The organism is Thermoanaerobaculia bacterium, assembly GCA_035717485.1.
Taxonomy (GTDB): Bacteria; Acidobacteriota; Thermoanaerobaculia; order UBA5066; family DATFVB01; genus DATFVB01.
The window spans coordinates 1-16,015 of sequence record DASTIQ010000150.1 but is presented as its reverse complement, the minus strand read 5'-3'; the positions used below and the strand labels follow the sequence as shown (position 1 = coordinate 16,015).

General features: G+C 70.7%; 14 protein-coding genes. 11 read left to right on the top strand and 3 right to left on the bottom strand.

What is annotated here, in order from left to right; genetic code table 11:
* Nucleotides 1-61: 61 nt before the first annotated feature.
* The 4 genes from yihA (at nt 62) to VFS34_07990 (ending at nt 3,887) form a co-directional block, all read left to right on the top strand.
* Nucleotides 62-652: a ribosome biogenesis GTP-binding protein YihA/YsxC gene (gene yihA, locus VFS34_08005; GenBank protein HET9794391.1), complete on the top strand. Its 591-nt coding sequence runs from the start codon at nt 62-64 to the stop codon at nt 650-652.
* Between the two features lie 67 nt (nt 653-719).
* Nucleotides 720-2,027 (top strand): transcription termination factor Rho, encoded by a 1,308-nt coding sequence (gene rho / locus VFS34_08000; GenBank protein ID HET9794390.1) that lies wholly within the window; start codon nt 720-722, stop codon nt 2,025-2,027.
* A gap of 223 nt (nt 2,028-2,250) precedes the next feature.
* Nucleotides 2,251-2,994 carry a menaquinone biosynthesis protein gene (locus VFS34_07995; protein HET9794389.1) on the top strand — a complete coding sequence of 248 codons (744 nt, stop codon included), beginning with the start codon at nt 2,251-2,253 and terminating at the stop codon, nt 2,992-2,994.
* A gap of 53 nt (nt 2,995-3,047) precedes the next feature.
* Nucleotides 3,048-3,887 (top strand): neutral zinc metallopeptidase, encoded by an 840-nt coding sequence (locus VFS34_07990; protein ID HET9794388.1) that lies wholly within the window; start codon nt 3,048-3,050, stop codon nt 3,885-3,887.
* A 10-nt stretch (nt 3,888-3,897) separates the two neighbouring features.
* Here VFS34_07990 and VFS34_07985 read toward each other — a convergent pair whose 3' ends face one another.
* The 3 genes from VFS34_07985 to VFS34_07975 form a co-directional block, all read right to left on the bottom strand.
* The gene (locus VFS34_07985; protein HET9794387.1) at nt 3,898-5,331 is read right to left on the bottom strand and encodes a hypothetical protein; all 1,434 of its coding nucleotides are present in this window, start codon (nt 5,329-5,331) and stop codon (nt 3,898-3,900) included.
* 61 nt (nt 5,332-5,392) lie between these two features.
* A complete protein-coding gene (locus VFS34_07980) occupies nt 5,393-6,139 on the bottom strand; it encodes a hypothetical protein (protein HET9794386.1) in 747 nt (248 codons plus the stop codon).
* On the bottom strand, nt 6,136-8,415 hold the full coding sequence (locus VFS34_07975) for a protein kinase (GenBank protein HET9794385.1): 2,280 nt from the start codon (nt 8,413-8,415) through the stop codon (nt 6,136-6,138). Before VFS34_07975 ends, VFS34_07980 begins: the two co-directional genes overlap by 4 nt.
* 84 nt (nt 8,416-8,499) lie before the next feature.
* On the opposite strand from VFS34_07975, the gene VFS34_07970 reads away from it, so the two are divergent.
* Genes VFS34_07970 through argJ form a run of 7 tightly spaced genes read left to right on the top strand, consistent with a single transcriptional unit; the run spans nt 8,500 to nt 15,987 of the window.
* Nucleotides 8,500-9,063 carry an arginine repressor gene (locus VFS34_07970; protein ID HET9794384.1) on the top strand — a complete coding sequence of 188 codons (564 nt, stop codon included), beginning with the start codon at nt 8,500-8,502 and terminating at the stop codon, nt 9,061-9,063.
* Between the two features lie 27 nt (nt 9,064-9,090).
* The gene (gene argC, locus VFS34_07965) at nt 9,091-10,125 is read left to right on the top strand and encodes an N-acetyl-gamma-glutamyl-phosphate reductase (protein HET9794383.1); all 1,035 of its coding nucleotides are present in this window, start codon (nt 9,091-9,093) and stop codon (nt 10,123-10,125) included.
* Nucleotides 10,122-10,913, top strand: a complete 792-nt coding sequence (gene argB / locus VFS34_07960; protein ID HET9794382.1) for an acetylglutamate kinase — start codon at nt 10,122-10,124, stop codon at nt 10,911-10,913. The genes argC and argB overlap by 4 nt, the downstream gene beginning before the upstream one ends.
* Nucleotides 10,900-12,150, top strand: a complete 1,251-nt coding sequence (locus VFS34_07955; GenBank protein ID HET9794381.1) for an acetylornithine/succinylornithine family transaminase — start codon at nt 10,900-10,902, stop codon at nt 12,148-12,150. The genes argB and VFS34_07955 overlap by 14 nt, the downstream gene beginning before the upstream one ends.
* Nucleotides 12,147-13,385 carry an argininosuccinate synthase gene (locus VFS34_07950; GenBank protein ID HET9794380.1) on the top strand — a complete coding sequence of 413 codons (1,239 nt, stop codon included), beginning with the start codon at nt 12,147-12,149 and terminating at the stop codon, nt 13,383-13,385. The genes VFS34_07955 and VFS34_07950 overlap by 4 nt, the downstream gene beginning before the upstream one ends.
* Complete coding sequence (gene argH, locus VFS34_07945; GenBank protein HET9794379.1) at nt 13,385-14,809, top strand: argininosuccinate lyase; 1,425 nt, start codon at nt 13,385-13,387, stop codon at nt 14,807-14,809. The genes VFS34_07950 and argH overlap by 1 nt, the downstream gene beginning before the upstream one ends.
* Nucleotides 14,806-15,987, top strand: coding sequence for a bifunctional glutamate N-acetyltransferase/amino-acid acetyltransferase ArgJ (argJ, locus tag VFS34_07940; GenBank protein HET9794378.1), 1,182 nt, complete (start codon nt 14,806-14,808; stop codon nt 15,985-15,987). The genes argH and argJ overlap by 4 nt, the downstream gene beginning before the upstream one ends.
* Nucleotides 15,988-16,015: the final 28 nt, after the last annotated feature.

Here is a 16,015-nt window from a genome sequence, read left to right as displayed (position 1 = left end):
GCAAGTCACGATCCCGTCACCCGAGGTGTTCGATCGCCATCGATCCTGGAAGCCGCCGCCGATGAAACGCCCGGACTCCGCCGGGGCCGGCACCCTCCTCGCCGCCGTCCACCGGCCGGAGGACTGGCCCGCGCGGATGGCGCCGTCGGTCGCCTTCGGCGGGCGGAGCAACGTCGGGAAATCGACCCTCCTGAACCGGCTGATCGGCGCCTCCGCGGCCCGGACGTCGAAGACGCCGGGGCGGACGCAGGGGATCTATCTCTATGATTCCGGAGAAGGGTGGATCGCGGCGGATCTGCCTGGCTTCGGTTTTGCAAAAGCGTCCCGCGAAGCCCGGTCCGCCTGGAGCGAGCTCGCCGGGTCCTTTTTCCATGAACATCCGCCCCACTTGACGGTGCAATTGATCGACCCTAAAATACCCACTTCCGACTACGATCTCGAATTTCGGGATTACCTCCACGATCTGCGGATCGCTTCGGTCGTCGTCGCGACGAAAGCCGACCGGTTGAGTCAGTCGGACCGGTCCCGATCCCGAAAGCAGATGGAGAGCGATTTCGGCCCGCTCCTGTTCGTCTCCGCCAAAACCGGTGAAGGGATCGAGATCTTGAAAAAGCAGATTCGACAAGCGCTCGCGGATCGCGGGCGAGAATGAGGAAGGAATGGCAAGGCGTTCAAAGAATGGTACGGATTCTCCGGTCGATACCCTCGAGCCGCCCGTGATGCCGGAAGACCCGGCGGTCGAGGAAGGCGCGGCGGCGGAGCCCGAGGCGGGCGACACCCTCGACATCCGAAGCCTCCACGAGATGAACATGGCGCAGCTGACGAAGATCGCGCGGGATCTCGAGGTCGAGAATCCCGCGGGCATGCGCAAGCAGGACCTGATCTTCAAGATCCTGCAGGTCCAGACCGAGCGCAAGGGTCTGATCTTTTCCGAGGGAGTGCTCGAGTGCCTCCCCGACGGGTTCGGCTTCCTCCGCGCGCCCGAATACAACTACCTCCCCGGTCCCGACGACATCTACGTTTCGCCGTCGCAGATTCGCAAGTTCGACCTGCGCACCGGCGACACGGTTTCGGGCCAGATCCGGCCCCCCAAGGAAGGGGAGCGCTATTTCGCCCTGATCAAGGTCGAGGCGGTCAACTTCGAGCACCCCGACGTCGCCCGCGAGAAGATCTTCTTCGACAATCTGACGCCTCTCTACCCGCAGGAGCGGATCAAGCTCGAGGTGCCGACGAATCTCTCGTCGCGCGTCCTCGACATCATCTGCCCGATCGGCAAGGGGCAGCGCGGCCTGATCGTCGCTCCGCCCCGGACCGGCAAGACGATGCTCCTGCAGTCCCTCGCCAATTCGATCTCGACGAACCACCCGGAGGTCACGCTCATCGTGCTTCTCATCGACGAGCGGCCCGAGGAAGTCACCGACATGCAGCGGACCGTCAAGGGCGAGGTCATCTCCTCGACGTTCGACGAACCCGCCCAGCGTCACGTCCAGGTCGCCGAGATGGTGATCGAGAAGGCGAAGCGCCTCGTCGAGCACAAGCGGGACGTCGTGATCCTCCTCGATTCGATCACGCGCCTCGCCCGCGCCTACAACACGATCGTCCCGCCGTCGGGCAAGGTGCTGTCGGGCGGCGTCGATTCGAATGCGCTGCAGCGGCCGAAGCGGTTCTTCGGCGCCGCGCGGAACATCGAGGAGGGCGGTTCGCTGACGATCATGGCGACGGCCCTGATCGACACGGGCTCCCGAATGGACGACGTGATCTTCGAGGAGTTCAAGGGAACGGGCAACATGGAAGTCCACCTCGACCGGAAGCTTTCCGACAAGCGCGTCTTCCCGGCGATCGATCTCAACAAGTCGGGCACGCGAAAGGAAGAGCTGCTCCTCGAGAAGAACGAGCTCAACCGCGTCTGGGTGCTTCGCAAGGTGCTGACGCCGCTCTCGACGGTCGAAGCGATGGAGCTCCTGATCGACAAGCTGGACAAGACGAAGACGAACGCGGACTTTCTGAACATGATGTCCCAGGGGTAAGGGGAGCGGGCGCGGACGATACATCGAGCGAATACGGGCGCGTGCAGCCCGCCCGCGGGCGCGACGTACGCGCCGGTACGCCTTGCCCGCGGGCCGGACCGCCCGCATCCCGTCTCGCTCGCGTCTCGCCGCGCCTCGAGGCCGGTGAATCGAAATCCGAATCCCACCGCGCCTGCCGCTCGCGACTCGGGACTTTCCGATTCGTGACCGGCGCGTAGCGCCGATGCGCATTTCCGTCGTCGATTTCCTGAACGCCCGCCCTCTCACATGGGGGCTGCTGACGAACGCTCCCGCCGGCGTCGAGGTCTCGCGCGACATGCCGTCCGTCTGCGCGGACAAGCTCCGCGACGGCCGGGCGGATGCCGGGCTCATCCCGTCGATCGAGTATCGGAGGATCCCGGATCTCGTCCGTGTCGAAGGCCTGGGCATCGCGGCCGAGTCCGAGGTCCGTTCGGTGCTCCTCGTCTCGAAGGTTTCGAGAGAGAAGATCCGGCGGCTGAAGCTCGATCCCGCCTCGCGCACCTCCGCGGCCCTCGTCCGGATCCTGCTCAAACGGCGTTACGGGATCGTCCCGGAGATCGTCCCGGGAGACGCCGACGCCGAGCTCGTGATCGGGGACCCGGCGCTGAAGGCGAGCCAGGTCGGGCGCGTCGTCGTCGATCTCGCCGCCGAATGGCGGACCCTGACCGGTTTTCCGTTCGTGTTCGCCTTCTGGGCGGTGCGTCGGGAGGCGTGGTCGCCGGCGCTGGAGAACGTGCTGCGGGAATCGCACCGGGCCTCGGAGGCCGGATTCGACGCGATGGTCGACGCGGAGGTGGCCGACGCCCGGGCGGCAGGGAACGAAGCGCTTTCGCGCGCGATGATCGAAGACTACCTTCGCCATTGCCTCCACTACGGGCTCACCTCCGCGGACGTGGCGGGGCTCGACCGCTTCTACGAGCTCGCCCGGGAGGACCGCGTTCTCTGACCGGCTCCGCCGTATGGCATCATCTTCGCTGAACGCCGTTTCGGGAGGATCGCATGCGCTGGATGGGAGGACGGGAAAGCGACGAGGTCGAGGACCAACGCGGGATCGGTCCGGTGCACATCGCCGGGGGAGGAATCGGCGTCGTCGTCATCGCGATCGTGATCGGCCTGCTCACGGGGCACAACCCTCTCCAGATCCTGCAGCTCCTCACGTCGTCTTCGCCGGCGCAGGCGCCTGCGAGCCGCGCCGCGGAGCCCGGGCCGGGAGGGGCCCCCGTCGCCGAGGACCAGGACACGAAATTCGTGCGCGTGATCCTCGCCGACACCGAGGACACCTGGACGCAGGTCTTCCGGGAGCACGGCCGGCAGTACCGTCTCCCGAAGCTCGTTCTCTTCGACGGCGAGGTCGATTCCGCCTGCGGGATGACGTCCGCGGCGGTCGGCCCGTTCTACTGTCCCCGCGACGCGAAGGTGTATCTCGACCTCTCGTTCTTCCGGGAGCTCGCGCAGCGCTTCGGCGCGCCCGGCGATTTCGCCCGCGCGTACGTCATCGCGCACGAGGTCGGCCACCATGTGCAGAACCTGCTCGGCCTCATGCCGGAGGGACAGGGCCGGAACGCGTCGATCGCCGTCGAGCTCCAGGCGGACTGCTTCGCCGGGGTCTGGGGGAACCGCGGCGCCCGGCGCGGGCTCCTCGAGCCGGGAGACGCCGAGGCGGGACTCCGCGCCGCCGCCGCGATCGGAGACGACCGCCTTCAGCGAATGTCGACCGGGCGCGTGCAGCCGGAGTCGTGGACGCACGGTTCGTCGGCGCAGCGCACCGAGGCGCTGAAGCGCGGCCTCGATTCGGGAGACCCGGGCGTCTGCCGGATGACGGGAGCGGGCGTCTTCTAGCCGGGGCGGGTCAGCGCGGCCCGCGGAAGACGGGCGTCGGCGCGGCGAACCGTTCGGGGGCGAGGAGCGACTTGGGCATTCGCCACAGCGCGCCCTCCGCGCCCGTCACCGCGACGAAGTAGACGTCTTCGCCGGCCTGCGTGAAATCCGCGACGAGATTCCAGGCCGCTCCCGCGTGAGCATCGGGCACCTTCCACGTCCCCGGGGACGTTCCGTCGGTCCGCCAGATGCCGGTTCCGGAGCCGTCGTCGGCGGAGAAGAGAACGAGGTCGGCGATCTTCGCGAAGGAGGAAGGGTTCGATCCCGATGCGCCGGGGACGACGTCCGCCAGCATCCTCGTCGTTTCCGGGGTGCCTTCCGTGACCCACGGCTCGCGTCCGTGGACGCCGTCGTCGGCGACGAAGAGGATCGAGTTGCCGAGAGCCGCCGACCACCAGGCCGCGACCGAAGAAACGCGGGAGGTCCCCGCGGCGGTCCCGTCGGTCGTCCAGAGCTCGTCCTGGCCGTCGTTCTCGGCGTTCGAAGAAAAGAAGTAGGCGCGGTCGCCCGCGGACGGAGCCCAACCGACCGATTGGGGGAAATAGACCTGGTCGAATACCTCCGTCCCGGCCGCGGTCCCGTCGCTCCGCCAGAAATTCTGGCCCGCGAGATATCCGAGGAGAAGGAGCGTATCGCCGGCGCGGGCGAAGCTGCTCTCGCCATACCGGCTGATTCCCGTTCTCACCGGAGTGGTTCCCTCGGGAGTCCCGTCCGTGCGCCAGAGGTCCACGCGCAGGTCGGGCTGGACGAGGCTGAAGTAGGTGAACCCGCCGAGGGGAGCCGAATCGATTCGCCAGACTCCCGCATACCCGAACGCGCGGAGGAGCGTCGTCGTCGCCGCGGTCCCGGCGGTCGACCAGAGCTCGAATCCGCTGCCGCCGCGATCCACGCTGAGCAGGGCTCCGGAGGGGGCCGGCGACGCCCATGGGATTCCGCTCCCGGCCGGGAATTCCCATCCCGGAATCGGGCCGGTTCCCGCGGCGGTCCCGTCGCTCGTCCAGAACGCGAACGAGCCGTCGTGGCGCCCGACCGTGAACAGCAGGCGATCTCCCGCCGCGAGGAGGATCGTCACGAACGGCGCGTCGGCGGGATCGACGTCCGGTCCCGAGAAATCGGCGACGATCCGCGGCGTCGAATCGCCGTGCGACACGGCGAGGAGCCGCGGCGCCAGCCATTTCGGAACCTCTCCGAGATCGTCGACACCCGGGGGAGCGGCGGTCCGCGGCGAGAAGAACAGGGTCCCGCCGGCCGCGGTCATCGGCAGCGAACCGTCGGCTCCGGCGATCCGCGTCGCGGCCTGGAACGAGAAATCCGGGGCGGCGATCCGGCGCGGAGAAGCTCCGGCGACGACGGCGCCGGCCAGCACGATTCCCGGGATCATCCAGTTCCGCCGGGACGGTCTCATGGAAACCCTCCGGACGATGAGTATCTTCCGGATCCGTCGCGACCCGCTATCGCCATATTGATCAGAAGAGCGATATGAGCGTTTCCCCCTTCAGCCGGAGAGCCGGTTGCAGCGCCCTCCGCTCGAACCCGGCGATCCACCGCCGTTCGGGCGGAGCCAGGCGCAGCCTCAGGGCCTCTCCGGCGGGCATCGGCGGGGGAGGGCCCGCCGCACCGAGGATCTCCGCCCACGCGGCGGGTCGCATCGACCGCCGGATGTGGATTGGATCCATACCGTACCAGCGCAAGCGGGGTTCGACGATCGCGGCGCCCGCTCCGGAGGCGAGGCGGCGGAGCCCCGCGTCGACCTCCTCGACGGCGCGGACCGCCGCCCTCCGGGAGACCCGCGAGCCGGGATAGAAGATCGTCCGGAACAAGAGGAATTCGGCCGCGGCGACGCGCCGGATGCGGTCCACCGGGGCGGCGACGACCCGGAGGGCGGCGCCCCCCCGTGCGAGCCGCGCGAGGCATTCGGCGACCCAGCCGAGGATGGTCTCGGCGGTCTCGCCGTAGAGGATGTCGTTGCCGACGTCCATCACGACGGCCGAAGTCGCGCCTCCCCCCGCCGCGAGTGCCTCCCAGAGCCCGCACTCGAGGATCCCCGGAAGACAGCGGAACGGGATGCAGCTTCGCGTGCCGTAGGAGCGCCCGTGTCCGAAGGCGCCGAAGATCTCGAGGTCCGGACCGATCGCCGCGCGGGCCGATTCGACGACGACCGGGAGCCCGCGTCGGACGTTGCTCGCGCCGAGCAGCACGAGCCGCGCCGTCACTCGAGGTTCATCCGCCGGAGAATCGCGAGGAACCGGGGGTGGGAACGCAGGGCGTCGAACCGCGGGTGGACCTTCAGCCAGACCAGCGGCGGGTCGTGCTCGGCGTAGGCGAGCTCGAGCCAGGAGAGGGCCTCCTCGGGCTCTCCGAGCCTCGCGTAGATCGAGGCGATTCCCCACGGCGACGTGAACCGCTCCGCTCTCCGCCGTTGAAGCTGGTCGAGGATGGCGAGCGCCTCCTCCCGGTTGCCGGCGACGGCGAGCGCGTTGGCCCGCCCGACGGACGCGTCGGCCGCGGTGGCTCCCGACAGCCGGATCGCGGCCTCGTATTCGCGGATCGCCTCGTCGATCTCTCCCGAGAACTCGAGCGCCCGCGCGAGGTCGCTGTGGCCGGCCTGGAAATCGGGGTCCATCTCGAGCGACTTCCGGTAGAACTCGATCGACTCCCGGTAACGCCGGGCGTAGAACAGGGCGTCCCCGACCGCCGTGTGGATGATGAGCGAGAGGGGATCGAGATCGAGCGCCCGGCGGACCTCCTCCAGCGCCTCCTCGCCGCGGCCCAATCCCGACAGGAACTGCCCGTACCAGCGATGTCCGGTCGCGTAGCTGGGGTTCAGCCGCAGGGATTCCCGGAACGAAGCCTCGGCGGCCGGCCAGTCCCAGTCGTGCAGCCAGTGGACGTAGGCGAGCGACGCGTGGGCGTCGGCGAGCCGCGGGTCGATCTCGAGGGCCCGGAGGGCGGCGGCCCTTGCTTTCGGAAACGCCTGATCCGGGGCCGTGATCTTCATGCTGCCCATGATCCCGTAGGCGTCGGCCATCCCGCCCCAGGCGAGCGCGTACGCGGGATCGATCTCGATCGCGCGCTCGTACAGCTCGATCGCGCTCTTGACACCCTCGGTCGTCCACTTGTTCCAGAAGTAGCGGCCCTTCAGGTACGCCTGGTACGCCTGCGCGTTGCGCGTCGGGGCCTTCGCGACGCGCCGCCGCTCCGCGCCGGAGAGCTTGAAGCGAAGGTGATCGCAGATCTCCCGCGCGATCTCGTCCTGGACCTCCAGCAGGTCCGCCATCGGCCGGTCGTACGCTTCGCCCCAGATCCGGAATCCGGTCTGCGCGTCGACGAGCTCCGCCTGCACGCGCAGCCTTTCGGCGGTTCCGGTGAGCTTGCCCGTGAGCACCGCGCGGACCCCCAGCGCCCGTCCCGCCTCGAGCGGGTCGCGCCCGCGGAAGCGGGAGACCGTCGAGAGCGCCATCACCTGGAGCTTCGGGAGCTCCGACAGGCCGTGGATGATCGATTCGGTGACGCCGTCGGTCAGGTATTCGTGTGCGGGGTCGCCCCCCACGTTGATCAGGGGGAGGACGGCGACCGAGTCGATCGCCTTCCGCCGGACTCGCGACGCCGAGGAACGCGTCCGCAGAGTGGGAGCGGCGGGCACGGCGAGGTCGCGAAGCTGAAGGGAGAGATCGTGGGCGGAGGAGAGGCGGCGCTCGGGGTCCTTCTCGAGGCAGCGGCGGACGATCCGGGCGAGCCCGGGAGGCGTGCCGTCGGGAATCCCGGACAGGTCCGGGGGGCCGGGCGCGAGGATCGCCGAGAGAGCGGCGACCGTGCCTCCGGGAAACGCCGGGCGGCCCGCGAGCATCTCGTAAAGCAGGGCGCCGAACGCGAAGAGGTCGGTCCGCGCATCCGTCGGAGCGCCCCGAGCCTGCTCCGGCGACATGTAGCCGACGGTCCCGAGAATCGCGCCGGCGCCGGTGGGAGACGTGCGCGTCGGCGCGGAAGAGGGCGTCGAGGTCACGCGTTCGGCTTCGATGCGGGCGAGCCCGAAATCGAGGATCTTGACGAGCCCGCCGGGAGCGATCATGACGTTCTCGGGCTTCAGGTCCCGATGGACGATCCCGGCGGCGTGGGCCCGGGCGAGGCCGGCGGCGATCTGCGCGGCGATCGCGGCGGACTCCGCGGGGGGGAAGGCACCGCGCGAGATCCGTTCGCGGATCGACTCTCCCTCGACGAGCTCCATCGCGATGAACGCGATTCCCCCCTCGTTTCCGATGTCGTGGATCGTGACGATGTTCGGGTGATTCAGGCGGGAGGCCATCCGGGCCTCTTCCTCGAAGCGCCGCATCCGCTCCGGCTGCTCGGCGAACGCCGCGGGGAGGATCTTCAGGGCGATCTCGCGCCCGAGGCGCACGTCGCGCGCCCGATAGACCTCGCCCATCCCCCCGGCTCCGAGGAGAGCCGAGACCTCGTAGGGGCCGAACCGGGTTCCCGGGGCGAGCGCCACGGGAACGAGTTTATCGCTCGTCGGAGCACGGGCGCCCGCCCCTCGTTTTTCCCTTGACACCGGGGATGTGATCAATAAAAATTCGTGTTGGTGAATACTTATTCGATCGGCGCCACGATGCGCCGCCGCGACGAGATGCTCCGGATCATCCGGGAAGCGACGATCCGCTCCCAGGACGAGCTGCAGCGCCTCCTCCGCCACCGCGGATATCCGGCGGCCCAGCCGACCGTCTCCCGCGATCTTCGCGAGCTCGGGGTCGCCAAGGGCCCAGCCGGCTACGTGCTCCCGGTCGCCGCCGCGCGGGCCGAGGCGTCCTCGCCGTCCGCGGCGGAGGAGCCGGCGCGCCCGGAAAGACGGGAGGAGAAGCTCAGCCGCGTCGTCCGCGAGTTCGTCCTCCGGGTCGAGACGGCCTCGTCGCTCGTCGTTCTCCGGACGCCGCCGGCGGACGCGTCGCCGGTGGCCCGCGCCCTCGACGAGGCGGCTCTGCCCGAGGTGGTCGGGACGGTCTCGGGCGACGACACGATTTTCCTGGCAACCCGCTCGGCGGCTGCCGCGGCCCGCCTCACCCATCGTCTGCGGTCCCTGATCTCGACCGACGCCAAGCCTCGAATCCGGTCGGCGCAGCCGCGCCGATCGAAGCGTTCCTGAACCGGCGTTCCTCGAAAGGATGCCGGATTGAAAGAGCTGCAGGGCAAACGTGTATCGATCGTCGGGGCGACCGGCTACGCCGGGGGGGAGCTCGCGGCGATTCTCGCCCGCCATCGGGGCGTCCGGTGGGGCGGCATCTTCTCGGGCGCCGGCGGCGGCGCCGTGCCGTTCGGAGGCCTCCATCCGGCGCTCGCGGGCGCGCCGGGGCCGGACGCGGCGCCGTTCACGGTCGACGCGCTCCTCGCGGGCGAACCCGACTTCGTGTTTCTCGCCACGCCCCACGAAATTTCCGCGGAAGTCGTTCCGGAGATCCTCGACCGTCTGCCGGGCGTCCGGGTGGTGGATCTGTCGGGCGCCTTTCGTCTCCCGGCCGCCGAGTACCCCCGCTGGTACGGTTTCGCGCACCCGGTCCCCGGCCTGCTGCCGGGTGCGGTCTACGGCCTGACGGAATGGTGCGATGGCGAGCTCGAGACGGCCCGGCTCGTCGCGAACCCCGGGTGCTATGCGACGTCCGCTCTTCTCGCTCTCAAACCGGTTCTCCGCTTTCTCGACCGCGCCCAGCCCGTCGTCTGCGACAGCAAGAGCGGCGTTTCGGGGGCCGGCAAGAAGGCCGACTTCGCCTGGTCGTTCACGGAGCTCTTCGGAAACGCGAAGGCCTACGCCGCGGGAACGCACCGCCACGAACCGGAAATCCGGAGGCACCTCGGCACCGAGCCGGTCGATCTCTGTTTCGTTCCGCACCTGCTCCCGGTCCCCCGCGGAATCCTCTCGACGCTCCACCTGGGCTTTGCCGGGGAGACGTCGGCCGAGGAGCTCGCCGCCGCTTTCGGCGCCGCGTACGCCCGCAGCCGCTTCGTGCGGGTCCTGCCGGCGGGGGAGCTTCCGGAGCTGAAGGCGGTCGTCGGAACGCCCCGCGCCGAGATCGGCTTCGCCGTCTTCGCGGGGGGCCGGCGCGGCGTCGTGGTCAGCGTTCTCGACAACCTGCTGAAGGGCGCCGCGTCGCAGGCGGTTCAGAACTTCAACCGGATGGCGGGATTTCCCGAAGAGGAGGGACTGGCATGAACGTCGGGGAACGTCCGTGGGTCGTCAAGCTCGGTGGCAGCCTGCTCGAGAACGCGGCCCTTCGCCGCCGAGCGATCGGCGCGGTCGCGCGCGCGTGGGAAGCGGGGACACCCGTCGTCGTCGTGCACGGCGGGGGAAAGAAGATCGACGAGCACCTTTCGGCCCTGGGACTGACGCGGAGCGTCCATCGCGGCCTGCGGGTCACCGGTCCCGCCACGCTGGAGGCGGTCGTCGCCGTCCTCGCCGGAATCGTCAACAAGGGTCTCGTCGACGAGCTCCGCTCGCTCGGCATCGCGGCCGCGGGTCTTTCCGGCGTGGATGGGGGAACGCTCGTGGCGGAGCTCCATCCGCCGGTCGACGGCGTCGAGCTGGGCCTCGTCGGAACCGCGCCGCGGGCGTGGCCGGGCGCGCTCCGGGCGCTGCTGGATGCGGGACTCCTGCCGGTCCTCGCTCCGCTGGCCGCCGGCCGCGAAGGAGGGATCCTGAACCTGAACGCCGACACGGCTGCGGCCGCCGTTGCGGCGGCTCTGGGCTCGGCGCGTCTCATCTTCTTCACGGACGTCGAAGGAGTGCGCGACGGATCCGGGCGGACGCTGCCGCGTCTCACGGCGGCCGCCGCGCAGCAGCTGCTGGTCTCCGGAGCCGCCTCGGGGGGGATGAGGCCGAAGCTCGCGGCCGCGCTCGACGCGATCGCCCAGGGAGTCGAAGAGATCGTGATCGCCGGTCCGGACCGGCATGCCGACGTCCTCGACGGACGGACGGGAGGGACTTCTCTTGTCGCGGCCTGACGCCGTGCAGCCGGAGCCGCCTGACGCCGCCGCGGCCGCGTCGGACTCCGCGGAAGCGCCCGCCGAGGTCGAGGCCCGCGATCGCGGGTTCGTGCTGGGAACGTACGCTCGTACTCCGTTTCATCCGCGGTCGGGGCGGGGCGCCCGGCTCGTCGACGCCGCCGGAAAGGAATACTGGGATCTCCTGGCCGGGATCGCGGTCAACGCTCTGGGCTCGCGCCATCCGAGGCTCGTCCGCGCTCTCGCGGAAGGCTCGCGCGGCGTCTGGCATCTCTCGAATCTCTACTACCACCCGGCGCAGGGGTTGCTCGCCGAGCGTCTCGTGCGCGCGTCGGGCCTCTCGAAGGCGTTCTTCTGCAACAGCGGCACCGAAGCCATCGAAGCCGCGCTGAAGCTCGCCCGCCTCGCCAACCCCGGCCGCGCCGGGGTCGTCGCCGTCGAGGAAAGCTTCCACGGGCGAACCTTCGGCGCGCTCTCCGTGACCGGTCACGAGGATTACCGGCGGCCGTTCGTTCCCCTCGTGCCGGGGGCCCGATTCGTTCCACCGAACGATCCGGAGGCGCTGCGGCGCGCCGTTTCGGAAGAAACATCGGCGATCCTCCTCGAGCCGGTCATGGGCGAGGCGGGGATCGTCCCCCTCACCGACGCGTTCCTGCGCTCGGCCCGGGAGGCCGCCGACCGGACCGGCGCCGTGCTGATCTTCGACGAAATCCAGTGCGGGCTCGGACGGACGGGGACGCTCTTCGCGTTCGAGCGGGCCGGCGTGCTGCCGGATGCCGTCACCCTCGCGAAGGCGCTCGGCGGCGGGCTCCCGCTGGGCGCGGTCGTCGTCGGCGAGAGGCTCGCGGGCGCCGTGCGGCCGGGGCATCACGGAACGACGTTCGGCGGAAACCCGCTCGCCTGCCGGCTGGGGCTCGCGTTCCTCGACGAGATCGAGGAGCGGGAACTGCTCGCCCGCATCCGCGGCCTCGGCCGCTTCCTCGGAGCGGCGCTGTCGCGGCTCGCGCGCCGGAACCGGTCCGTCCGCGAGGTGCGCGGAGCGGGCTTGATGTGGGGAATCGAGCTCGACCGCCCTTCGGGACCGGTCGCCCGCCGTTTGCTCGATCGCGGCTTCGTGGTCGGAACCGCGCGCGAGCGCGTGCTCCGGCTCCTGCCGCCGTACGTCGTTCCCAGAACGGCGCTCGCCGCCTTCGTGCGGGCGCTCGACGAAACCCTTCTCGAGGAGGTTCCCGCATGAAGACGTCCGTTCGCCGCGCCGCGCTCGCCTATTCGGGAGGGCTCGACACCTCGATCATCATTCCCTGGCTCAAGGAGAACTACGGCTGCGAGGTCGTCGCGGTCGCCGTCGACGTCGGCCAGCAGGAGGAGACCCGCGGCCTCGCCGAGAAGGCGCGGCGCACGGGGGCCGCGGACTTCCGGCTCGTCGACGCGCGGGAGGAGTTCGCCCGCGAGTATCTCTTTCCGCTCCTCCGGTCGGGCGCGATCTACGAGCGCGAATACCTCCTCGGGACCGCGGCGGCCCGCCCGCTCATCGCGTTGAAGCAGGTCGAGGCCGCGCTCGAGACCGGGTGCGACGCGCTCGCTCACGGGTGCACCGGCAAGGGGAACGACCAGGTCCGCTTCGAGCTCGCCTACCAGGCGCTCGCTCCCGAGCTCTCGGTGATCGCACCCTGGCGAGAGTGGTCGATCGGATCGCGCGAGGACGCCATCGAGTTCGCGGCGTCGCGCGGGATCCCCGTCCCCGTCACCCGGAAGGACCCGTATTCCCGCGACCGGAACCTCTGGCACATCTCCCACGAAGGGGGCCGCCTGGAGGATCCGTCGTGGGAGCCGGAGCCCGGGATCTACCGTCTGACGGTCGCGCCGGAGGACGCTCCCGGAGTTCCCGAGCGGGTCGAGATCGCGTTCGAAGAGGGATTTCCGGTGGCGGTCGACGGCGAGGCCCTGTCTCCGGCCGCGCTGATCGAGCGGCTGAACGCGGTCGGGGGGCGGCACGGCGTCGGACGCGTCGACCTCGTCGAGAACCGGCTCGTGGGCATCAAGTCCCGCGGCGTCTACGAGACGCCGGGCGGGACGATCCTCGTCGCGGCGCTCCGGGCGCTGGAGTCGATCACGCTCGACCGCGACTCCGCGCACGAGAAGGACCGGCTCGCGATGCGCTACGCGGAAATCGTGTATTACGGCCAGTGGTTCTCGCCCCTGCGGGAGTCGCTCGACGCGTTCTTCGAGTCACTCGCCGCCAACGTCAACGGCCGCGTCGTGGTGAAGCTCTTCAAGGGATCGGCGTCGGTCGTGAGCCGGGCGTCGGCCTCTTCGCTCTACAACCCGGCTCTGGCGTCGTTCGACATGGCGGGCTACACCCCCGCCGACGCCGCGGGATTCATCCGGCTCTTCGGGCTCCCGACGCGCGGCCGGCGGCGACTCGCGCCGATCGAGGTCCCGGAGCCCCGGCGCGCCGGCGGAGAACGCTGATGGCGAAAGACCGTCGCGGACGAAAGGCGCCGCGATCTCCCGTCCCCCGAGCAAGCGCGGAGCGACGGGACCTCTGGGGTGGCCGCTTCGCCGATCGCCCGTCGGAGGAGCTCCGCCGCTTCAACGACTCGTTCGCCTTCGACCGCGAGCTCCTCGCGCACGACGTGCGGGGCTCGATCGCATGGGCCGGGGCGCTCCGGAGAGCGGGCGCGATCACCCGGGCCGAACAGACGCGCCTCGCCCGCGCGCTCGAGCGGGTGGCGCGCGCCGGCGCCCCGGCGGCGCCCGCGGACCACGAGGACGTGCACGCCTTCGTCGAGGCGTCGATCGCGAAGACGTCGGGGAAGGCGGCCGGCAAGCTCCACACGGGCCGTTCGCGCAACGACCAGGTCGCGACCGACCTGCGGCTCTGGCTGCGCGAGGCGTTCCGCGAGGCGCGCGCGCACGTTCTCTCGATCGCCGCCGTCCTCGCGCGCCGCGGCGAGGAGGAGGCGGCGACGGCGATGCCCGGATATACGCACGCGAAGCGCGCGGAACCGGTGACGTTCGGCCACTGGTGCCTGGCGTACGTCGAGATGCTGCTCCGGGACGCCTCTCGTCTTCGGGAGGCGGCGGCGCGCGCCGACGAATGCCCCCTCGGATCCGGGGCGCTCTCGGGGTCGCCGGTCGCCGTGGACCGGGCGACGCTCGCGCGGGAGCTCGAATTCGCGCGGCCGACGGCGAACTCGCTCGACGCGGTTTCCGACCGGGACGGAGCGGCGGATTATCTCTATGCGGGAGCGCTGCTCCTCTCGCACCTCTCCCGGCTGGCCGAGGATCTGATCTTCTTCTCCTCCGACGAGGCCGGATTCGTCGAGCTGCCCGACGCGCTCGCGACCGGGTCGTCGAGGCTCCCGCACAAGAAGAATCCCGACGTCCTCGAGCTCGTGCGGGGCCACGCGGGGCGCGCGGTCGGCGAGCTCGCCGGGTTCCTGGCGGTTCTCAAGGGCCTTCCGCTCGCGTACGACAAGGACCTCCAGCTCGACAAGGAGCCGCTCTTCCGGATGCGCGCGGTGCTCGGCGCCGCTCTCCCCGCGCTCGCCGCGCTCGTCGGCGGGCTCGCGCTCGACCGGCCGAGGATGCGGGCGGCCGCGGAAGGGGGAGCCATTCTCGCGGCCGAGCTCGCCGACGCCCTCGCGGCGCGGGGCGTGCCGTTCCGGGAAGCGCACGCGCGGGTCGGCCGCCACGTCGCGGAGGCACTGGCGTCCGGACGCGGGCTGGCGGAGATCCCGCCTTCTCCCGGCATCCTGCCGCGTGATCTCGCGGCTCTCGACCTGGATCGGTCGCTCGCGAAGCGCCGCGTCCTGGGAGGCGCGTCCCCGGCGCGGGTGCGGCAGGCCGCGCGCGCGGCCCGGCGGAGGATCGGGAAGGAGGAGGGACGATGAGGCTGCCGAAGGGGTTCCTCGCGAGCGGAGTCCGGAGCGGCATCCGGAAGAAGCGTCCCGACCTGGCGCTCATCGTCTCCGAGGGGGGCGCGTCGGCGGCGGCGGCCGTCTTCACGAAGAACCGCTTCTCGGCCGCGCCCGTCGAGCTCTCGCGGACGGCGCTCCGCCGGAGTGGCGGCCGCGTCCGCGCGGTCGTCGTCAACTCCGGCTGCGCGAACGCGATCACGGGAGCGGAAGGAACCCGGGCCGCGGCGCGAGTCCGCCAGCGGACGGCCGCCCTCCTCGGCTGTCCGCCTTCCGAAGTCTTTCTCGCCTCCACCGGCGTGATCGGCGTCCTCCTCCCGGACGAGAAGATCCGGGCGGCGCTGCCGGACGCGGTGGCCCGGCTCTCTTCCGGAGGCATCGACGCCGCCTCGCTCGCGATCCTGACGACCGACACCGGACCGAAGGTCGCGTCGGCGACGTTCCGGCTGGGGCCCCGGCGCGGCCGCATCGTCGGCTTCGCGAAGGGCGCGGGGATGATCCATCCGAACCTCGCGACCATGCTCGGGTTCGTGATGACGGACGTCGCGGCCACGCCGGAATACCTGCGCCGGGCGCTCCGGGAAGCGGTCGATTCGACGTTCAACGCGATTTCCGTGGACGGCGACACGTCCACCAACGACAGCGTTCTCCTCATGGCCTCCGGGCGCCTCGGGAACGAGCCGCTCGCAGGCGAAGACGGCGACGACTTCCGCCGGGCGCTCGCGACCGTCTGCGGGGAGCTCGCGTGGCGGATCGTGCGGGACGGCGAGGGGGCGACGCGCGTGATGGAGATCACGGTTCGCGGCGCCGCGACGGCGAAAGAGGCGAAGCTCGCGGCCAACGCGATCGCGACGTCGCCCCTCGTGAAGACCGCGCTCCACGGCGGCGACCCGAACTGGGGGCGCATCCTCGCGGCGATCGGCCGGAGCGGCGCCCGGGTCTCGACGGGCCGAGTGGAGCTCTCCGCCGGGCCGGTTCGCCTCGTCGTGGAAGGCGCCGCGGCTTCCTACCGGGAACGGGATGCCGCCCGGGTCTTCGCGAGGGAACGGGTGCCGGTCCTCGCCGACCTCGGGGCGGGAAAGGCGTCGGCGACCGTGCTGGCCAGCGACCTGGGGCACGACTACGTTTCCCTCAACGCGGACTACAGATCGTAGGTGGGCGCGACGATGCATCGAGCCGGAC

Coding starts and splice junctions, on each gene's coding strand:
- yihA (HET9794391.1), top strand. CDS start 62: ATGAAACGCCCGGACTCCGCCGGGGCCGGCACCCTCCTCGCCGCCGTC.
- rho (HET9794390.1), top strand. CDS start 720: ATGCCGGAAGACCCGGCGGTCGAGGAAGGCGCGGCGGCGGAGCCCGAG.
- VFS34_07995 (HET9794389.1), top strand. CDS start 2,251: ATGCGCATTTCCGTCGTCGATTTCCTGAACGCCCGCCCTCTCACATGG.
- VFS34_07990 (HET9794388.1), top strand. CDS start 3,048: ATGCGCTGGATGGGAGGACGGGAAAGCGACGAGGTCGAGGACCAACGC.
- VFS34_07985 (HET9794387.1), bottom strand. CDS start 5,331: ATGAGACCGTCCCGGCGGAACTGGATGATCCCGGGAATCGTGCTGGCC.
- argB (HET9794382.1), top strand. CDS start 10,122: ATGAACGTCGGGGAACGTCCGTGGGTCGTCAAGCTCGGTGGCAGCCTG.
- VFS34_07950 (HET9794380.1), top strand. CDS start 12,147: ATGAAGACGTCCGTTCGCCGCGCCGCGCTCGCCTATTCGGGAGGGCTC.
- argH (HET9794379.1), top strand. CDS start 13,385: ATGGCGAAAGACCGTCGCGGACGAAAGGCGCCGCGATCTCCCGTCCCC.
- argJ (HET9794378.1), top strand. CDS start 14,806: ATGAGGCTGCCGAAGGGGTTCCTCGCGAGCGGAGTCCGGAGCGGCATC.